Origin of the sequence: uncultured Kordia sp., from assembly GCF_947496985.1 — a bacterium.
Lineage (GTDB): Bacteria > Bacteroidota > Bacteroidia > Flavobacteriales > Flavobacteriaceae > Kordia.
In genome coordinates this window covers 110,299-127,228 of the sequence record NZ_CANMEZ010000002.1, presented here as the reverse complement: position 1 = coordinate 127,228, position 16,930 = coordinate 110,299, and the positions used below count along the sequence as shown (strand labels likewise).

The 16,930-nt window shown below is 33.9% G+C and carries 14 protein-coding genes; 11 read left to right on the top strand and 3 right to left on the bottom strand.

Features of this window, described 5'->3' with window-relative positions; all coding sequences use genetic code 11:
* Positions 1-263: 263 nt before the first annotated feature.
* Positions 264-2,024 (top strand): helix-turn-helix domain-containing protein, encoded by a 1,761-nt coding sequence (locus tag Q0828_RS05550; protein WP_298418417.1) that lies wholly within the window; start codon positions 264-266, stop codon positions 2,022-2,024.
* A 388-nt stretch (positions 2,025-2,412) separates the two neighbouring features.
* Here the strand turns inward: Q0828_RS05550 and Q0828_RS05545 are convergent, their stop codons facing one another.
* Together Q0828_RS05545 and Q0828_RS05540 are read right to left on the bottom strand one after the other, a co-directional pair.
* Positions 2,413-2,769, bottom strand: a complete 357-nt coding sequence (locus Q0828_RS05545) for a lipocalin family protein (protein ID WP_298418415.1) — start codon at positions 2,767-2,769, stop codon at positions 2,413-2,415.
* A 79-nt stretch (positions 2,770-2,848) separates the two neighbouring features.
* Positions 2,849-4,480 carry an alkaline phosphatase family protein gene (locus Q0828_RS05540; RefSeq protein WP_298418413.1) on the bottom strand — a complete coding sequence of 544 codons (1,632 nt, stop codon included), beginning with the start codon at positions 4,478-4,480 and terminating at the stop codon, positions 2,849-2,851.
* A 292-nt stretch (positions 4,481-4,772) separates the two neighbouring features.
* On the opposite strand from Q0828_RS05540, the gene Q0828_RS05535 reads away from it, so the two are divergent.
* The 10 genes from Q0828_RS05535 to acs all read left to right on the top strand — a co-directional run bounded on the left by Q0828_RS05535 (position 4,773) and on the right by acs (position 16,432).
* Positions 4,773-5,192, top strand: a complete 420-nt coding sequence (locus Q0828_RS05535; protein WP_298418411.1) for a helix-turn-helix domain-containing protein — start codon at positions 4,773-4,775, stop codon at positions 5,190-5,192.
* Positions 5,193-5,298: 106 nt separating this feature from the next.
* A complete protein-coding gene (locus tag Q0828_RS05530; protein WP_298418409.1) occupies positions 5,299-6,543 on the top strand; it encodes a hypothetical protein in 1,245 nt (414 codons plus the stop codon).
* 13 nt (positions 6,544-6,556) lie between these two features.
* A complete protein-coding gene (locus Q0828_RS05525; RefSeq protein WP_298418407.1) occupies positions 6,557-6,817 on the top strand; it encodes a DUF4212 domain-containing protein in 261 nt (86 codons plus the stop codon).
* 329 nt (positions 6,818-7,146) lie between these two features.
* A complete protein-coding gene (locus Q0828_RS05520) occupies positions 7,147-8,922 on the top strand; it encodes a sodium:solute symporter family protein (RefSeq protein WP_298418405.1) in 1,776 nt (591 codons plus the stop codon).
* Positions 8,923-9,043: 121 nt separating this feature from the next.
* Positions 9,044-9,238, top strand: a complete 195-nt coding sequence (locus Q0828_RS05515) for a hypothetical protein (RefSeq protein WP_298418403.1) — start codon at positions 9,044-9,046, stop codon at positions 9,236-9,238.
* Positions 9,231-11,921 carry a sensor histidine kinase gene (locus tag Q0828_RS05510; RefSeq protein ID WP_298418401.1) on the top strand — a complete coding sequence of 897 codons (2,691 nt, stop codon included), beginning with the start codon at positions 9,231-9,233 and terminating at the stop codon, positions 11,919-11,921. Before Q0828_RS05515 ends, Q0828_RS05510 begins: the two co-directional genes overlap by 8 nt.
* A 21-nt stretch (positions 11,922-11,942) precedes the next feature.
* A complete protein-coding gene (locus Q0828_RS05505) occupies positions 11,943-12,305 on the top strand; it encodes a response regulator (protein ID WP_298418400.1) in 363 nt (120 codons plus the stop codon).
* Positions 12,306-12,377: 72 nt separating this feature from the next.
* On the top strand, positions 12,378-12,602 hold the full coding sequence (locus Q0828_RS05500) for a hypothetical protein (RefSeq protein ID WP_298418398.1): 225 nt from the start codon (positions 12,378-12,380) through the stop codon (positions 12,600-12,602).
* Positions 12,599-14,494, top strand: a complete 1,896-nt coding sequence (locus Q0828_RS05495; RefSeq protein ID WP_298418397.1) for an acetate--CoA ligase — start codon at positions 12,599-12,601, stop codon at positions 14,492-14,494. Before Q0828_RS05500 ends, Q0828_RS05495 begins: the two co-directional genes overlap by 4 nt.
* A 30-nt stretch (positions 14,495-14,524) precedes the next feature.
* The gene (acs, locus tag Q0828_RS05490; RefSeq protein ID WP_298418395.1) at positions 14,525-16,432 is read left to right on the top strand and encodes an acetate--CoA ligase; all 1,908 of its coding nucleotides are present in this window, start codon (positions 14,525-14,527) and stop codon (positions 16,430-16,432) included.
* 79 nt (positions 16,433-16,511) lie between these two features.
* Here acs and Q0828_RS05485 read toward each other — a convergent pair whose 3' ends face one another.
* On the bottom strand, positions 16,512-16,910 hold the full coding sequence (locus Q0828_RS05485) for a heme-binding protein (protein ID WP_298418393.1): 399 nt from the start codon (positions 16,908-16,910) through the stop codon (positions 16,512-16,514).
* Between the last annotated feature and the right edge of the window lie 20 nt (positions 16,911-16,930).

Here is a 16,930-nt window from a genome sequence, read left to right as displayed (position 1 = left end):
ATTTCATTCCGCCGATTATTTCTTTTGATTGATCAAACTTAGAAATTGACTTCTTGTTCAAGTTTAAATTTTTTAGCTGTTGCTTTTTCATAATAAGTTATAATTTAAATTAATGATGGTTCAAAACAACAGCAAAATATGATTGAAAACAATCAAAATAAGTCGTGTTTTAATAAAATACGACTAGTTCCGAATTTATAAAGTATAAATTTGCTTCGTAATATGAACTTCATATATTTAAGCTTTAATACTCAACCTTTTCTATGCTTCGATTTTTTCTATGTGCCTGCTTTCTTATTAAAACTTTACAAATAAAAGCACAAGATCATACAATTCCAGATTATCAAAACTTGAAAACATATACTTATGATAGTTTGCAAAATGCTTTTAAATCTTCTGTACATACAGAACCTAAATTGGGGAAAGTTTATGCAAATGCTTATTACAAGAAAGCTTTAACACAAAATGATATTAAAGAAACATACCTAGGAGCGCATCAGTATGCGTTAGTTTATAAAACTTTAGGACAAAAAGATAGCGCGTTATATTTTATCAATATTGCTTTAAAACAAGCAGAAATAGCAAAAGATCATCAACAATATGCAAGTAGTCTTTTTTTAAAAGGGAATATTTATTATTCGGCAACCAATTATATAAAAGCGATTGCAAATTATACAAGCGCTTATGATATTATAAAAAAAGATAATGACTCTATCAAGTTAGCGGTTATAACAAACAGTATTGCGCTCATAAAAAATCAAATAGGGGAAACGAAACAAGCATTAGATTTAATAAAAAATAATCTATTGTTTTATGATAAATTACGTGAAAAAAATGATCCTAGATTTAGAGAAGGAAACTATATAAATACATTATTAAACCTTAGCAATACATATACTAATTTAGCTGAAGATTATCAACAACATAAAGTAGCCTATCTCGATTCGGCGACAACGTATTGCTTAAAAGGAATTACAAATAGTTTAAATTCAAATGATAATGAAGCACATTGTATATTTCTTACATTACAAGGAATCATAAATCAGAAGAAAGGGAATTTAAAAAAATCTATAGCTGAACTTACAAATGTAGAACAGAAAGTAAAAGAGTTAAATATTATAAAGGAATTACCTTATGTATATTTCTATCAAGGGAAAAACTATTTTCTACAACATGATATTGATAATGCACTTCCTTATTTTTTAAAAGTAGATTCTATTGTGCAAAAGGACAAGATCAATTCTATGTTTTTGCAAGAAAACTATATCTTATTAATAAAGTGTTTTGAACAAAAAAGTGATACAGATAAACTGCTACACTATCTTAAAATATTTAAAAATATAGCTACTCAAAATGATGAAATCATTAGGAAATCTTCCCAAAGTATATATAATAAGTACGATGTTCCTTCATTTACAGCAAAAATAGAACTGCTTACACAAGATGCGACACTAGAAAAGGAAAGGACATTGTTTCTAAAGAAAATTAGTTTCTTTTTGATTGGAATTATAATTCTTGGGATTTTATACTATTTGAGATTGAAACAGAAGTATAAAAGGAGGTTTGAAACCATTCTGAAAGAACTTAACTCTACTACTAAAAAAATAACAGGTAAAACAGTTAAAGAAATTGTTTTGCCTAAATCAAAAGAATATAAAATTAGTGATGAAAATATTCAAAAAATCTTAGATGGATTAGCATTGTTTGAAAATGAAAAAATGTTTCTACAGCAAAAGTGTAGTATCAACTTTCTTGCAAAAGAAATAAATACAAATGCTACTTATTTGTCAAAAACATTGCAATCGCATAAAGGAAAGAAATTTGTTCAATATATCACTGATTTAAGAATCAATTATGCTTTAGTTCAGTTAAAAGAAAATAAAAAATTTAGAGCATATGATATTAAATCAATTGCTTCAGAATTAGGTTTTAATACTGCGGAATCATTTTCAAAATCATTTAAAAAGCAGACAGGGATTTATCCTTCTTTTTATATTAAAAAACTAAATTTATTAGATGACTAGTACTCGTTTTTAACGTAAATACGACTTGTTAGCCTTTATAAATACAGCAGCTGTAGTATATTTGCTATATTCTAATAATCCCTTAATTTTTTTTAAAGCACTATGAAGAAAGAAAGAAAAATGAAATTCTCTAAATTTAAAATTGCAAAAATTAATCATCTACAATTAAAAGGTGGCGTCAATTCAAATGCTTGTGAAACGAATGTTAATTGTTTAACAATAGAGACTTGTTCACCTGACCCAACAGATAGTTGCACTCCGACAGTTCAAACTCGTACGGATGACTCTCTTGCATAACCAACAGTATAATCAATTATGATCACTAAGTATCAAAAAAGCGCAACAGATTCTGTTGCGCTTTTTTAATTTTATAAGTATTTGTACTAGATTATTTCTTTAGTAAAGTCAATACTTCTTTTTCTCCAGCTCTACTCATTGTAAATTGTAAAGTATCGTTGTTAAGAGTATTAATCTCAACGCCTATTTCTAACTTTCCTTTGGGAGTAGAATATAATAATCCGTTAGCTATTTTATAAACTCCAGATTCTTCTAAACCTCCTATTTTTGAGGAATATGTTTTATCTTTTTTAAAGCTAAAATATACATTGTCTCTACATCTATCAGTTCCGGTAGATGTTACAATCCATGATGTGCAATTCCATTCTCCAGCAATTTTATCGTATTCTTCAGAATTATCACATGATATAAATAATAAGCCAATAAGTACAATCACTATTTTTTTCATAACAGATATTATTTAATTAGATACTAGTATATGTATGGTAGTGAATATAAAAGTTACAGAATTTATCAATAAACTTTATCTAATCTTGGTCTATATATGCATGCGCTTCTTCATCAGTTTTAAATTCAGGAGTTGTATGTTGTGTCCCGGTTTCGCTATTTCGTTTATCTGTTAGTGCAGCTGCCTGTGCTCTTAAAATTTGAGAGGCATGATTTTCTATTTGAACTGTTGGATTGGTAACTGGAGGTTTGATGCCTTCTAACGGATTGTCCGTTCGTGCAGTTTCCAGAGTGAGTACATCCAACATGTCAGATGCTGCTGCATCACGGGCGGTTAATGGAGGTAAATTGAATAACGTTTCAATTGTTTTTAAAATAGAAGTATGATCTAGTGGAACGTCTCCTTTAGTTCTGTACACAGTTCCAGCTTCTATCCAAGGTGAAATTAATACACAAGGAACACGTACACCAAAACGATCAAACTTGAAACCAGTAGGCTCATTAACGGTTGTTGGACTGGGTTGTGTAGCTCCAGTTGGTGGTATCACATGATCATAACATCCGCCATGTTCATCATAATTAATAATCAATAAGGTATCTTCCCAATAATCAGATTCTCTAATCGCATTGTATATTTTCAACATATAATCTTCACCAGCAGAAACATCATAATTAGGATGTTGACTGTTTCCATAACTTCCCCAAGATGGTTCTAAAAAAGTATAATCTGGAAGTGTTCCATTTTTTAATGCAGCTTCAAACTCAACATATTTACCCGATTGACAACCTTTAGGTAATATGTATTCTGGTTTCGAATTTGGATCTGTTACAAGTGTATCACTAGAAATGTCTTCACAAAATGTAAAAGTGTATGGTTCTGTTTTAGCTTCATATCCAAAAATTCCCCATGTATGTCCATAATTTGTGAGATTTTTAAAAATACTTGGCGCGTTATATCTCTTAATTTCATCATACAAATGTCCTTGTGAAGTTGCCAAATGCATAAATGCGCGATTTGGTAATGTCTCTGAAGGAACTGAGCAATAATATTGATCGCAAACTGCATATCCTTTTGCTAAATTAGATAGAATAGGAAGTAATTCAGGTGTATACATTCCCATAATATCTTTAGGTTCTGTACCTTGGAGTTTTGGTACAATTTTTATCCCTGATATAGGAGGAAGTTCTTCTTTGTACCATTTTTTATAATCATCATTTTTGTAATCTTTAGAATGATCATAATATTTGTCATATGTTTTTTTAGTTGTTGTATTTTCAGAAGAGGTTGAAGTCTTTTTTTCTTTCTTTGGCGGATCTCCATAATATTTATTAGCAATCTTTCCTTCAAAATCGAGTAAAAAGCCTTGATTTGGACCAATTTTTTGAGGAAATGGAGGTATAGAAGCACCAAATAATTGATAATTTGTATTCATAAAGCCTTCTCCAGGGTCCATTTTTGGCATATAATACGCGTATTTGTCATTTTTGTCAATAGGAAATACCTTAACACTTCCTCCTTTACCATCAGGATTAGTTTCGTTTCCTGTCAAGCCTTCAAATGGATGTCCAAGCGGCGAAACATTAATGTTTTTTATATCTATGTTTTTATTTTTATAACTGTCATTGTATAAAAAACCTAACATATGATCAAACGATCGGTTTTCAAACATTACAACAACAACATGTTTGATTTTGCTATTAATTGGAGTCATTACTTTGTAGATTAGTTAAGTATATCAAGGTATGCTATAATGTGTTGGAATCCAAATGAAAAGATTAAACAGGAAAATTTACGTAGGAAAGAATAGTGAAAAACGAATTTGTAATTTGTGAGTCTAAAGTTGTGAAGTTTTAGAATGCAAAATGGCTTTAAAAGGATACCTGTCTATGAATTGTATACGGTTGCAGAAGATTCTTAATATGAAATCTAATCAAAAAAACAAAATGAGTTAACAATTAGATAATATATTGCTAAATTGATATATTTATGCTAAATTAATATATATGACTATAGATTTATGCCCAAATTGTGGTTCAGATCAATACATTAAGAGTGGAATTGTCAATAAAAGACAACGTTATAAATGTAAAAAATGCAACTATTTTTTCTCTGTAAATAAAATAGGAAAGAAAATTGATGATTACTACGTAAATAAATCACTTCAGTTGTATTTAGAAGGATTAACCTATCGTGAAATAGAACGTATTCTTGGAATTTCTCACGTAAGTATTATGAATTGGGTGAAGAAATACAACATCAAGCGTCCGTACAATTCTAACTATCATCCAACGTATAAAATTTTAAATGCTTCAGAACTTGGTGATTACTTTCAAAATGCAGAAAATATAAAAGGCGCAGGAGTTGTTGTAACGGAGTTAGGAGATAAGTTTATGCTAATAAAATGGGAGCGTTTCAAAGATTAGTATAATAAATTAACAAAAAAGTATATCATTTTTTCATTAACGCATCCTTTTTTGGAGTTTCGTAGTGCACACAAAACCAATTCAATAACCAACAAACGCATTACAAATGAAAAAACTAACTCTTCTATTGATCGGACTTTTTTTTGTGTCAGTTCAATATACAAATGCACAAGGTTCTCCGGATTATAATGGTGGAATGAAAGTGAAACTCAATGAAGATGGTTCCAAATACTTTCGAATCATTTCTTGGGCTCAAATTTGGGCACAGCACAATTCAGACAGACCATTAGACGCAAACGGAAATGAGCAAAGTGATCTCAACTTTAGTTTGCGTAGAGCACGTGTGTTGATGTATGCGCAAATCAGTCCAGATTTCTTAATTCTTACACATTTTGGACTCAACAGTCTCAACGGAGACAATCTATCGCCAACAGGAAAAGGCGACAGTTCACAACTCTTCTTTCATGATGTTTGGGGACAATATCGTCTGAGTAAAAATCATGCAATCGGTGGAGGATTACACTACTGGAATGGAATCTCAAGAGCTAACAATCAAAGTACGTTAAACATGATGACCCTTGACAATCAACGTCAAGCTTGGGCAACCATTGGTTTATCAGATCAATTTGCACGTCACATGGGAATCTACCTAAAAGGTAAATTTGGAAAACTACAATATCGAGTTTCCGTAAATGATGTTGTCACAAACAATCTGCAAGAAGGTGCAGCACCAACTGCTGGTGGCGCTGCTGTATATGCTGGTAGACGTTTGCTAGGTTCAAAAGAAGCTGGTAGAACCTATGCAGGATATGTTGATTACAACTTCTTAGATCAAGAATCAAACTTCTTACCGTACAAAGTAGGAACCTATCTTGGAGGAAAAAAAGTATTCAATGTTGGAGCAGGATTCTTCTTTCATCCAAAAGGTTCAGTCATTGCCAACACTGCTGGAGAGTTAGCAGGAGAAGATGTATCTATCTTTGCTTTTGATGCTTTTTATGATGCGCCGATTGGTGGGAAAGGAGCTGCAATTACAGCGTATGCATTAGCGCAATTCAATGACTACGGAAAAGACTTTACACTAGGTAGAACCTACGAAACAGGATCATTAATCCATGGACATGTAGGTTATGTATTCGCAACGCAAAAGAAAACAAAATTTCAACCATATATACAATTTGATAGCAGACAAATAGATGCTATTGACGACAATGCAACGTCTTTTGGTTTAGGAATAAATACATATCTTAGTGGACATCACTCGAAACTATCTTTAGAATATTTTAATACAAAATATGGTAATACTGATGCGGTAAGTACAGTGACGCTTCAAGCGATGATTTACCTATAAAACCAACCAAACTATGAGCGATCAAAAAAAACGCGCTAAAGCGTACTGGAAAGAAAATCTGAAATACCTAGTCATCTTATTATCTATATGGTTTATAGTGTCCTATGGTTGTGGTATTCTATTCAGAGAAGAACTCAATCAAATCAGACTTGGCGGTTTCAAACTAGGTTTCTGGTTTGCCCAACAAGGCTCTATATACGTATTCGTAATCTTAATATTTGTCTACGTACGATTGATGAACAAACTAGATAAAAAATACGGTTTCGACGAGTAACCCTAACTTATACTATCGTTAGTTTGATATGCAGTATAAATGTGATTATTTCTTTTCCGCAGTGTAGTAAGTTTTTCTCGTTAAAAATTTTTGAAGCCTTGGAAAAAATTTAGAGAAAGAATTACGGTTTTAGCTTAATAAAGCTAAAAACACCTCTGGAAAAGTGCCCTTTCTTTTGTTTCGTTTTCTTTGGGCAAGCAAAGAAAATGAAATATAGAAGCTGAATTTTGATAATTCACTATACTGCAAATAGGTAACTGTAAAAAGTATTACATAATAAAGAGTTACATCAAGCTGACGTAAACTTAAAATAAAAAAAATAAGAAATTATGAGTGTACAAACGTGGACTTGGATATTAGTAGGGATTACTTTTACCCTATATTTTGGAATTGCAATCTGGGCGAGAGCCGGATCAACCAAAGAATTTTATGTAGCTGGTGGAGGTGTTTCTCCATTAGCAAATGGAATGGCAACAGCTGCCGATTGGATGAGTGCCGCATCCTTTATCAGTATGGCAGGATTGATCTCTTTTATGGGATATGATGGTTCTGTTTTCCTTATGGGATGGACAGGTGGATATGTTTTATTAGCATTACTCTTAGCGCCGTATTTACGAAAATTTGGAAAATTTACAGTCCCTGATTTTATTGGAGATCGCTATTACTCAAACACAGCGAGAACGGTTGCTGTAATTTGTGCCTTAATTGTATCATTTACATACGTTGCAGGACAAATGCGCGGTGTCGGAATTGTATTTTCGCAGTTCTTACAAGTAGATATCAATATCGGTGTAATTATTGGAATGACGGTAGTTTTGATCTTTGCTTTTTTAGGTGGGATGAAAGGAATCACGTATACACAAGTAGCACAATACTGTGTATTAATCTTCGCATTCATGGTGCCAGCATTTTTTATCTCTATGCAAATGACAGGAAACATCATTCCACAAATAGGAATGGGAGGAAAAGTAGAAGGTGGCGCCTTTCTGCTCGATAAGCTAGATACACTCCATACACAACTCGGTTTCAATGAATATACGAGCGGAACCAAATCCACTTGGGATGTATTTGCAATAACACTAGCATTAATGGTTGGTACTGCAGGATTGCCACACGTAATTGTACGTTTCTTTACAGTTCCGAAAGTAAAAGATGCACGTAAATCTGCAGGATTAGCATTACTATTTATTGCAATCTTATACACAACTGCGCCAGCAATTGCGGTATTCTCTAGAACAAATCTAATAGAAACGGTAAGTAACAAAGACTATCAAGAAATACCAGCTTGGTTTAAAAACTGGGAAGATACTGGACTAATCGCTTGGGCGGATAAAAACGGCGATGGAAAAATTCAATACGTTGCAGGAAGTGCATTAGACGGTAAAAAACCTGTATTTACAGAAGCAAGAGGAACAAATGGAGAACGTTTAATCTCAAATGCAAGTACAGCAGAAAATGAATTATATGTAGATAGAGATATCATGGTATTGGCAAATCCAGAAATTGCAAAACTACCAAACTGGGTCATTGCTTTAGTTGCCGCTGGTGGATTAGCCGCAGCATTATCAACTGCTGCAGGTTTATTATTAGTAATTTCAACATCAATCTCTCACGATTTAATCAAAAAGCAATTAAAACCAAACATCTCAGAAAAAGGAGAATTATTAGCAGCACGAATAGCAATCTTAGTAGCAATCATCATTGCAGGATTATTCGGAATTTATCCACCAGGATTTGTCGCCGCCGTGGTCGCTTTAGCCTTTGGATTAGCCGCCGCATCATTCTTTCCAGCAATCATTTTGGGAATCTTTGACAAACGAATGAACAAAGAAGGTGCTATAGCAGGAATGATTGTCGGAATCGTATTAATGTTATTCTATATGATACGTTACAAAACTGGATTAATTTGGGTTATGGATCCACTTCCAAAAAGTGAATGGTGGTTTGGAACATCGCCAGAAGGTTTCGGAACTATCGCTATGATTGTTAATGTTGTAGTTTCATTAGTTGTTTCAAGATTGACAGCGGCACCGCCGCAAGACGTTCAGGATATGGTAGAAAATATCAGAATTCCTTCAGGAGCCGGAGAAGCTTCAGCACATTAAAAAAAATAAATATCATATTGAGCACAGTCTAGACATAATCAAGTAAGTTAAAAATCAACACTCAAAAAACTGAGTGTTGATTTTTTCTTAAATTTAAACAGTACTAACCTAAACCTATTACATGAAAAAACGACACGAACAAAAATTGGTAGTCTTATCAATTGCGTTGTTTTTACTGTTCAACATACCATTTGTGTTGACGTTCAACATAGAAGGAGCTTTTTGGGGTATCCCAACATTTTACTTTTGCATCTTTTCGTTTTGGTTAGTATCTATCATCATTTCATACATAGTTTTAAAACGTCATTATGAATAATTACACACTCGTTTTTATCATAATTGCGTACTTAGCGGTACTATTTTACATTGCGTTTTTGGCAGAAAAAAAGCGGCAAAGCAAATGGGTCAATAATCCGTATGTGTACACATTTTCACTAGCGGTGTATTGTTCGGCTTGGACGTATTACGGAAGTATCGGAATTGCCGCAAACTCAGGAATCAATTTTTTGCCCATCTATCTTGGACCTGTAATTGCAGCACCTTTGTGGATTATTGTATTGCGGAAAATTATCAGAATATCAAAACAACACAAAATATCATCCATTGCAGATTTCATTTCACTTCGGTATGGAAATAATCGATTCTTAGGCGCTTTGGTGACTTTAGTCTGTCTCTTTGGAACTTTACCATATATATCATTACAGTTAAAAGCAGTTTCGGAAACCTTTGAAATCATGGCAGATGAAACCAGCTATATTTCAACGTCGGTTTGGGACGATTCTACCTTTTACGTAGCTTTGTTATTGGCAATTTTTGCTACGTTTTTTGGAACTCAAAATACGGATGCGTCGGAAAAACACAAAGGAATCATTGCTTCAGTTGCGTTTGAATCAGTCCTGAAATTAGTATTCTTTTTAATCATTGGCGGATACATTACTTTCTATCTATTTGATGGAACTTCAGATATCTATACCCAAATGTTGGAAACAGAAAACTTCAAAAAACTCATCACACTAGGAAGTGTAGAAAATGGATTTGATTGGCTCTTTATGATTGCGCTGGCGTTTATGGCAATATTTCTCTTGCCGCGACAATTTCAAGTTTCTGTACTCGAAAACAATCGTGAAAAACATCTCAAAAAAGCAATTTGGTTATTTCCATTATATCTTTTACTATTTAATTTCTTTGTGATTTTTATCGCTTGGGCGGGAAAACTAACGTTTGGCGATACACAAAATGCAGAATATTACACACTCTTACTTCCGTTAGAAAATGGCAACTCATTTTTGGCAACGTTAGTATTTTTAGGAGGATTCTCTGCCGTAATATCTATGGTAATCGTTTCAACATTGGCACTATCCACAATGGTCAGTAACAACTTGATTATTCCTTATGGATTCCTCGATAAATTCATCAAAAATCAACCAGAACGAAATGCAAAATACATCAAAAACATTCGTCGGATCTCTATCTTTACAATCATCATTTTGGCGTATTTTTTCTATGTATCTTTCTCAAGAGAACTCTCACTATATTCCATCGGATTAATCTCGTTCGTAATTATATCACAACTAGCACCTTCATTTTTTATTGGATTATTCTGGAATCGTGGCGCATCAAAAGCAGCAATCATTGGCATCATTGTCGGAATCTCAATCACAACGTATACCTTAGTTTTACCATTCATACTTGAAGCATATACAGGAACTAATGATTTCACACAATTTGGTCCAATGGGCATAGAATTCTTAAAACCACATGCATTATTGAGCATAGATTTTCTAAGTCCGCCAGCACATGCATTCTTTTGGAGTATGACTTTTAATGTGTTATGTTATCTTGCCTTTTCCTTAGTTTCAAAAGGAAATTACAGAGAGCGAAACTATGCCGAAATGTTTGTAGACAGTAGAAACTTTACAACACTACAAGACAGTGCGTTGGTTTGGAAAGGTGAAGCGTATGTAGCAGATATCAAAAATGTATTAGTTCGATTTTTAGGAGAACAACGTGCAACACGTGCATTACATATTTTCTTTACAAAATATAAACTATCGCCAAGTACACAATTAGCTGATGCCAGATTGATCAATTTCTCAGAAAAACTCTTAACGGGAAGTATTGGTGGTGCTTCCGCGAAAATACTCATTGCCAGTGTGGTGAAAGAAGAACAAATCAGCTTGGTAGAAGTATTGAAAATATTAGAAGAATCGAAAGAAAACATTGTGAGCAATAAAATACTTCGAGAAAAATCAGAAGAACTCTCGCAACTCTCGTCAAAACTGAAAAATGCCAACGAGGAACTTATCACAAAAGACAAACAAAAAGATGAATTCTTAGATACAGTAGCACACGAATTAAAAACACCCATCACAGGAATCAGAGCTGCAACCGAATTGCTAATGGATGAAGATGACGACATGCCGAAAGACATGAAACAGCAATTCTTAAAAAACATTGTACAAGATTCTGATCGCTTGGCACGATTGATCAATAACATTCTCGATTTTGAAAAGTTAGAAACAGGGCGTTTGCATTTAGACAAACAACCAAATGATCTTCAAAAAACGATTGAAAAAGCGGTTGCAAGTATTCAGCAAATCGCATCAAAGAAAAATATCAACATAAAAAACAAAACGGCACATGCGGTAACTATTCCGTATGACGAAGATCGAATTTTACAAGTATTGACTAATTTACTATCAAATGCAATTAAGTTTTGTCCAACAGAAAACGGAAAAGTAACGGTAGATTTTAAGCTAGGTAATAACGAAGTTGAGGTTGAAGTAAAAGATAACGGAAAAGGAATTCCTACGGAAGATCACGAGTATATATTTGACAAATTTTACCAATCACAACATCAAAATACAATCAAGCCACAAGGAAGCGGATTAGGACTTGCAATTACGAAACAAATTGTAGAAAAACACGGTGGAAAAATATGGGCAAAAAAAGACATGAAAAATGGTGCAACACTTGTTTTTACGCTACCTTTTACCTAACTTGTTGTCAGTTACAAAACAATGAGAAAAATTTTAATTGTTGACGACGAACCAAACATTGTAATGTCGTTAGAATACGCTTTCAAAAAACAAAATTTTGAAGTATTCATCGCGCGAGATGGAAGTGAAGCATTAGAAATATTGAAGCATCAAATACCCGATGTGGTTTTGCTTGATATTATGATGCCCAATGTAGATGGTTATCAAACGTTGACACACATAAGAGAAAATGAAAGTCTAAAACATACAAAAGTTGTGTTTTTAACGGCTAAAAATAAAGCTTCAGATATTGAAAAGGGATTAGAACTTGGAGCAGATAAATATTTAACAAAACCCTTTTCAGTCAAAAAAATAATTTCAGAAATGCTGGAATTACTAACATAAAAGTCTTTTACGTCTTTTTTAAAATATTGGTTTTGTGTGCAAACAAACAGTATTTAATTAAAGTTTGAAGACATGAAATTTCGTATCAATCCATTAGCGTCAGACATTATCATAACAATCTACGCTGTCATAACACTATTCGTTCGATTTAAATATGAAAACGAAGCAAATGTAAGCACCATGAATTCTTTAGTTATGGGTATTTGTTTTATTGTATTTATATGGGCACTTATAAAATTGAAAGTGTTAAATCCTAACTGGTTCGGTTTATTCAATCCTAAAAAATCGAAATCATGAAGTATCAAGAATTTTATGATAAAAGTATCAAAGAACCAGAAGTTTTTTGGCGTGAACAAGCCAATAAATTAGATTGGTTTACAAAACCAAATACAATACTTTCCAAAGATGAAAATCACTATGATCAATGGTTTGCCGATGGTGAACTTAATCTAAGTTATTTGTGTATAGACAAACATATTCAAGATGGTTTTGGAGATCAAAATGCAATCATTTACGACTCACCAGTTACGGGAAAAAAACAACACATTAACTTTCATAAACTGCATGAAGAAGTTTCCAAACTTGCTGGCGGATTGCAACAATTAGGATTGCAAAAAGGTGATACATGTATCATCTACATGCCCATGATTCCACAAGCTATATATGCCATGTTAGCCTGTGTACGAATTGGCGTCATTCACTCTGTGGTATTTGGTGGATTTGCGCCGCATGAATTGGCAATTCGTATTGATGATTGCAAGCCAAAAGCGATCATTACAGCTTCCAATGGAATTGAAATCAAACGAATTATTCCATACAAACCATTTGTAGATGAAGCTATTGAAAAAGCAATATATACACCTGAAAAAGTCATTATTTTTGATCGGAAACTAGATGTAGAAATTCCACAAAAAAGCTATGATGTCGATTATGAAACACTCATAAATAATGCGCCTTCGGTTGAAGCAGTTTCGGTAAAATCAACACATCCATCCTACATTTTATACACTTCTGGAACAACAGGAACACCCAAAGGAATCATCAGAGATACTGGCGGTTATGCTACAGCCTTAAAATTTTCAATGAAATATATCTATGGAGTTGATGAAGGCGATACGTATTGGGCGGCAAGTGATGTCGGTTGGGTTGTAGGACACAGTTATATCGTGTACGGACCATTATTAAACCGAAATACAACAATTCTTTTCGAAGGAAAACCTATCAAAACACCTGATGCTTCTACGTTTTGGCGTGTAATAAGTGAACACAAAGTAAAAGTTATGTTTACAGCACCAACAGCGATTAGAGCCATTAAAAAAGAAGATCCAGAAGGAAAATTATTGAGAAAATTTGATGTATCATGTTTACAATATCAATTTCTAGCAGGCGAACGTTGTGATGTAGCTACGCTCAATTGGACAGAAGAAAAACTCAATGTTCCTGTCATTGATCATTGGTGGCAAACGGAAAGTGGCTGGCCAATGTTGGCAAATATGATTGGCGTAGAGTTACAACGAATCAGAGCTGGATCAGCAGGTTTTCCTGTGTGCGGATATGACATTCAAATCTTAAATGAAGCAGGAAAAAAAGTCCTATTCAGTCAAGAAGGTTTTGTAGTAGCCAAGTTGCCTTTGCCTCCTGGAACTTTGCAAAATCTTTGGGGAAATACAGAACGCTTCAAAAAAGGATATTTAGAGCGTTTTCCAGGTTATTATTTCTCTGGCGATGGTGGATGCAAAGATGAAGATGGTTATGTTTTCATAACTGGTAGAGTAGATGACATCATCAATGTGGCTGGACATCGTTTGTCAACGGCAGAAATGGAAGAAATTGTGGCATCGCACAAATCGGTTGCAGAATGTGCTGTATTTGGTGTACATTGTGAAATAAAAGGGCAAAAACCATTAGGTTTGATCGTTTTAAAATCTGGCGAAAGCCTTTCAACAACTCATGTTCAAAACGAAATTATTCAAGAAGTACGACATGAAATTGGCGCTGTAGCTTCTTTTAAAGACGTATTAGTTGTAAATCGATTGCCGAAAACGCGAAGTGGAAAAATTCTTCGTAAATTATTGCGCAATATTGCCGATCAAAACGAATACAAAATACCATCAACCATTGATGATAAAACCATTATAAACGAAATACAAACAATATATAAAAAACACCAGATTGGTATTTACAAGTAGAGATCAATCAATTTAAAAAATAAATTAACCATGAGTAATTATCATATAAAACACTTAGAAGAATACTATCAAGTATACAGAAAGTCAGTTCGAAATCCAGAAGTTTTTTGGGAAGAAATTGCAGAAGAACATTTCATGTGGCGAAAAAAGTGGGACAATGTTTTAAGTTGGGATTTTTCAAAGCCAGAAGTAAAATGGTTTGAAGGTGCACAACTCAATATTACAGAAAACTGTATAGACCGTCATTTATATACGCGTGGCGATAAAACAGCGATTATTTTTGAACCAAACAATCCAGAGGAAGCTGCACAACACATTTCATATAGAGAATTGCACGAAAAAGTATGTCGTTTTGCAAATGTGCTAAAAAATCAAGGCATTCAAAAAGGCGATCGTGTATGTATCTATTTACCAATGATTCCTGAATTGGCAATTTCTGTATTAGCGTGCGCGCGAATTGGAGCAATCCATTCTGTTGTCTTTGCAGGATTCTCCTCCACAGCATTATCAACAAGAATCAATGATGCAACGTGTAAAATGGTCATCACAAGTGACGGTTCATATCGAGGTGCAAAAACGATCGATTTAAAAGGAATTGTAGATGAAGCATTGAAAGATTGTGAGTGTGTTGAATCGGTTTTAGTAGCTAAACGAATCAATTCAGAGATTCATATGGAAGCTGGACGAGATCATTGGTTACAACCTTTATTGGATGAAGCATACACGGATTATGAACCAGAAATTATGAATGCAGAAGATCCTTTATTTATTCTATACACTTCAGGTTCTACAGGAAAACCAAAAGGAATGGTGCACACAACGGCAGGTTACATGGTGTACAGTGCGTATACGTTTAAAAATGTATTTCAATACCGTGAAAAAGATGTTTATTGGTGTACAGCCGATATTGGTTGGATTACAGGACATAGTTACATTGTGTATGGTCCGTTATGTAATGGAGCAACCACTGTAATGTTTGAAGGCGTACCAAGTTATCCAGATTTTGGACGTTTTTGGGAAATAGTAGAAAAACATAAAGTCAATCAATTTTATACAGCACCAACTGCTATTCGTGCGTTGGCAAAAGAAGGTGTAGAACATTTAGAAAAACATGATTTGTCATCGTTAAAAGTATTAGGAACGGTTGGAGAACCAATCAACGAAGAAGCTTGGCATTGGTATGATGACAATGTTGGAAAACGAAAAGCACCTATTGTAGATACTTGGTGGCAAACAGAAACTGGTGGCATTATGATAACGCCAATTGCTTTTGCAACACCAACAAAACCAACGTACGCAACTTTACCTTTTATCGGAATTCAACCTGCATTGATGGACGAAAACGGTAAGGAAATCAAAGGAAATCAAGTAGATGGACGTTTATGTATCAAGTTTCCTTGGCCAAGTATGGCACGAACTATTTGGGGAAATCATCAGCGTTACAAAGACACGTATTTCTCAGCGTATGAAAACAAATACTTTACAGGAGATGGCGCTTTGCGCGATGAAGTTGGGTATTACCGAATTACAGGTAGAGTAGATGATGTCATTATAGTTTCAGGTCACAACTTAGGAACGGCGCCAATTGAAGATGCAATTAACGAACATCCTGCAGTAGCAGAATCAGCAATTGTAGGATTTCCTCACGATGTCAAAGGTAATGCATTGTATGGTTATGTAACTTTAAAAGAAACTGGAGAAAGCAGAAATCATGATAATCTTCGCAAAGAAATCAATCAAATCATTACAGAACAAATAGGTCCGATTGCGAAGCTAAATAAAGTGCAATTTACACAAGGCTTACCAAAAACACGTTCTGGAAAAATCATGCGTCGTATTTTGCGAAAAATTGCAGGGAAAGATGCTGAAAACTTAGGCGATATTAGTACGTTACTAAATCCAGAAGTTGTTCAGGACATAAAGGATAATGCTTTGTAGAAAGTAATAAAATCGAAAAAAAGCGGTTTGCAACTATTATTGTTAAACCGCTTTTTTATTTGTAATCAATCAGTAAATATTAAATTGCCAAAGCTCCAGCTTCTGCAACTGTATGATCGTTTTCTACAGAACTTCCACTCACGCCAATAGCGCCAATAATTTCGCCTGCTGCGTTTTTAATTGGCACACCACCAGGAAACGTAATTAATCCATTATTAGAGTGTTCAATATTGTAAAGTGCGCCACCAGGTTGTGATAACTCTCCAATGATTCCTGTATTCATATCAAAATAACGTGCTGTTTTTGCTTTTTTGATAGAGATGTCTAATGAGCCTAACCAAGCACCATCCATACGTGCAAATGCTACTAAGTTTGCTCCTGCATCAACTATTGCAATATTCATCTTTGTATCTATTTCGATAGATTTACCTTGTGCTATTGAAATTATTTTTTCTGCTTGTTTTAATGTAATATTCATAATTTTCCTTTTTATCATTT

Coding starts and splice junctions, on each gene's coding strand:
- Q0828_RS05495 (WP_298418397.1), top strand. CDS start 12,599: ATGAAGTATCAAGAATTTTATGATAAAAGTATCAAAGAACCAGAAGTT.
- Q0828_RS05530 (WP_298418409.1), top strand. CDS start 5,299: ATGAAAAAACTAACTCTTCTATTGATCGGACTTTTTTTTGTGTCAGTT.
- Q0828_RS05515 (WP_298418403.1), top strand. CDS start 9,044: ATGAAAAAACGACACGAACAAAAATTGGTAGTCTTATCAATTGCGTTG.
- Q0828_RS05545 (WP_298418415.1), bottom strand. CDS start 2,769: ATGAAAAAAATAGTGATTGTACTTATTGGCTTATTATTTATATCATGT.
- Q0828_RS05520 (WP_298418405.1), top strand. CDS start 7,147: ATGAGTGTACAAACGTGGACTTGGATATTAGTAGGGATTACTTTTACC.
- Q0828_RS05510 (WP_298418401.1), top strand. CDS start 9,231: ATGAATAATTACACACTCGTTTTTATCATAATTGCGTACTTAGCGGTA.
- Q0828_RS05540 (WP_298418413.1), bottom strand. CDS start 4,480: ATGACTCCAATTAATAGCAAAATCAAACATGTTGTTGTTGTAATGTTT.
- Q0828_RS05505 (WP_298418400.1), top strand. CDS start 11,943: ATGAGAAAAATTTTAATTGTTGACGACGAACCAAACATTGTAATGTCG.
- Q0828_RS05535 (WP_298418411.1), top strand. CDS start 4,773: ATGACTATAGATTTATGCCCAAATTGTGGTTCAGATCAATACATTAAG.
- Q0828_RS05500 (WP_298418398.1), top strand. CDS start 12,378: ATGAAATTTCGTATCAATCCATTAGCGTCAGACATTATCATAACAATC.
- Q0828_RS05525 (WP_298418407.1), top strand. CDS start 6,557: ATGAGCGATCAAAAAAAACGCGCTAAAGCGTACTGGAAAGAAAATCTG.
- Q0828_RS05550 (WP_298418417.1), top strand. CDS start 264: ATGCTTCGATTTTTTCTATGTGCCTGCTTTCTTATTAAAACTTTACAA.
- acs (WP_298418395.1), top strand. CDS start 14,525: ATGAGTAATTATCATATAAAACACTTAGAAGAATACTATCAAGTATAC.
- Q0828_RS05485 (WP_298418393.1), bottom strand. CDS start 16,910: ATGAATATTACATTAAAACAAGCAGAAAAAATAATTTCAATAGCACAA.